This is a genomic window from Micromonospora sp. NPDC049257, from assembly GCF_040678915.1.
Taxonomy (GTDB): Bacteria; Actinomycetota; Actinomycetes; order Mycobacteriales; family Micromonosporaceae; genus Micromonospora; species Micromonospora antibiotica.
This window is the reverse complement of record NZ_JBFAQU010000066.1, coordinates 1-2,271: the sequence shown is the minus strand read 5'-3', so window position 1 is coordinate 2,271 and position 2,271 is coordinate 1. Positions and strand designations below refer to the sequence as shown.

1 protein-coding gene is annotated in these 2,271 nt (G+C 68.7%); it reads left to right on the top strand.

What is annotated here, in order from left to right; all coding sequences use genetic code 11:
* Positions 1 to 13: 13 nt before the first annotated feature.
* On the top strand, positions 14 to 2,271 hold a 2,258-nt coding region (locus tag AB0K25_RS31730; RefSeq protein WP_363824020.1), incomplete at its 3' end, for a type I polyketide synthase.

Genomic DNA, 2,271 nt, shown 5'->3' with positions numbered 1-2,271 from the left:
CGAGGGTGTGGGTGTGGTGGTGGTGCAGCGGTTGTCCGACGCCCGCCGGGCCGGACGACCCGTCCTCGCGGTCATCCGGGGCAGCGCGGTCAACCAGGACGGCGCGTCCAACGGACTGACCGCACCCAACGGACCCGCCCAGGAACGCGTCATCCGCGCCGCCCTGGCCAACGCCCGCCTCACCGCCGCCGACATCGACGCCGTCGACGCCCACGGCACCGGCACCACCCTCGGCGACCCCATCGAAGCCCACGCCCTCCTAGCCACCTACGGCCAGGAACACCACCCCGACACCCCACTCTGGCTCGGCTCCATCAAATCCAACATCGGCCACACCCAAGCCGCCGCCGGCATCGCCAGCGTCATCAAAATGACCCACGCCATGCACCACGGACTCCTCCCCGCCACCCTCCACATCGACGAACCCACCCCCCACGTCGACTGGACCACCGGAAACGTCGCCCTCCTCACCACCACCCAACCCTGGCCCCACCACGACCGCCCCCGCCGCACCGCCATCTCCTCCTTCGGCATCAGCGGCACCAACGCCCACCTCATCCTCGAACAACCCGAACCCCAACCCACCACCCCCGACGAACCCACCCCCACCAACACCCTCCTCACCTGGACCATCACCGCCCACACCCCCGACGCCCTCCACGACCAAGCCCAACGCCTCCACGACCACCTCACCCACCACCCCCAACCACCCCACCACGTCAGCCACGCCCTCGCCACCACCCGCACCCGCCACCCCCACCGCGCCACCATCACCGGCCACACCCTCCACGACCTCCTCACCGGCCTCAACGCCATCACCACCAACACCCCCCACCCCGGCACCACCACCGGCCACGCCACCACCACCAAAACCCTCTTCCAATTCACCGGCCAAGGCTCCCAACGCCCCCACATGGGCGCCGAACTCCACACCCGACACCCCGCCTTCGCCGAAACCTTCGACGCCTGCGCCACCCACCTCAACCCCCACCTCGACATCCCCCTACACGACCTCGTCTTCACCAACCACCCCGCACTCCACCAAACCCAATACGCCCAACCCGCCCTCTTCGCCCTCCAAACCGCCCTCCACGCCCTCCTCACCCACCACAACATCCACCCCGACTACCTCATCGGCCACTCCGTCGGCGAAATCGCCGCCGCCCACGCCGCCGGCATCCTCACCCTCCCCGACGCCTGCACCCTCGTCGCCGCCCGCGGCCACCACATGCAAAACGCCACCCCCGGCGGCGCCATGATCGCCACCAACCTCACCGAAACCCAAGCCACCCAATGGCTCACCCAATACCCCCACCAACTCACCATCGCCGCCATCAACAGCCCCCACCACCTCGTCATCTCCGGCGACCACGACGCCATCGAACACCTCACCCACCAACTCAACACCCACCACCACAAAACCACCCGCCTCAACGTCAGCCACGCCTTCCACTCCCACCACATGGACCCCATCCTCACCCCCTTCCACACCACCGCCACCACCCTCACCTACCACCAACCCCACACCCCCATCCTCTCCACCCTCACCGGCCAACCCGCCGACCCCCACCACATCACCACCCCCGAATACTGGACCCAACACATCCGCCAACCCGTCCGCTACCACCACGCCCTCACCCACCTCACCAACACCCCCACCCACCACATCGAACTCGGCCCCGACACCACCCTCACCACCACCGCACCCCACACCCACACCACCGGCCACACCTTCACCCCCACCCTCCACCCCAAACACCCCGAACACCACACCCTCACCACCGCCATCGCCACCCACCACACCACCCACACCACCCCACCCACACCCACCACCACCAACCCCACCCACACCACCCTCCCCACCCACGCCTTCCAACACCACCACTACTGGCTCCACCCCCAACCCCACACCCACACCACCCACCCCCACCCCCTCCTCACCACCACCATCACCACCCCCGACCACACCACCCACCACACCGGCACCCTCACCACCACCACCCACCCCTGGCTCCACCACCACACCATCAACACCACCACCCTCCTGCCCGCCACCGCCCTACTCGACCTCACCCTCCACACCACCACCGGCCACACCCCCACCATCACCGACCTCACCCTCCACACCCCCATCACCCTCCACCCCACCACCCCCACCCACCTCCACCTCCACCTCACCACCCCCACCCCCACCGGCCACCAAACCCTCACCATCCACACCCGCACCACCACCACCTGGACCACCCACGCCACCGCCACACTCAGCCCCGA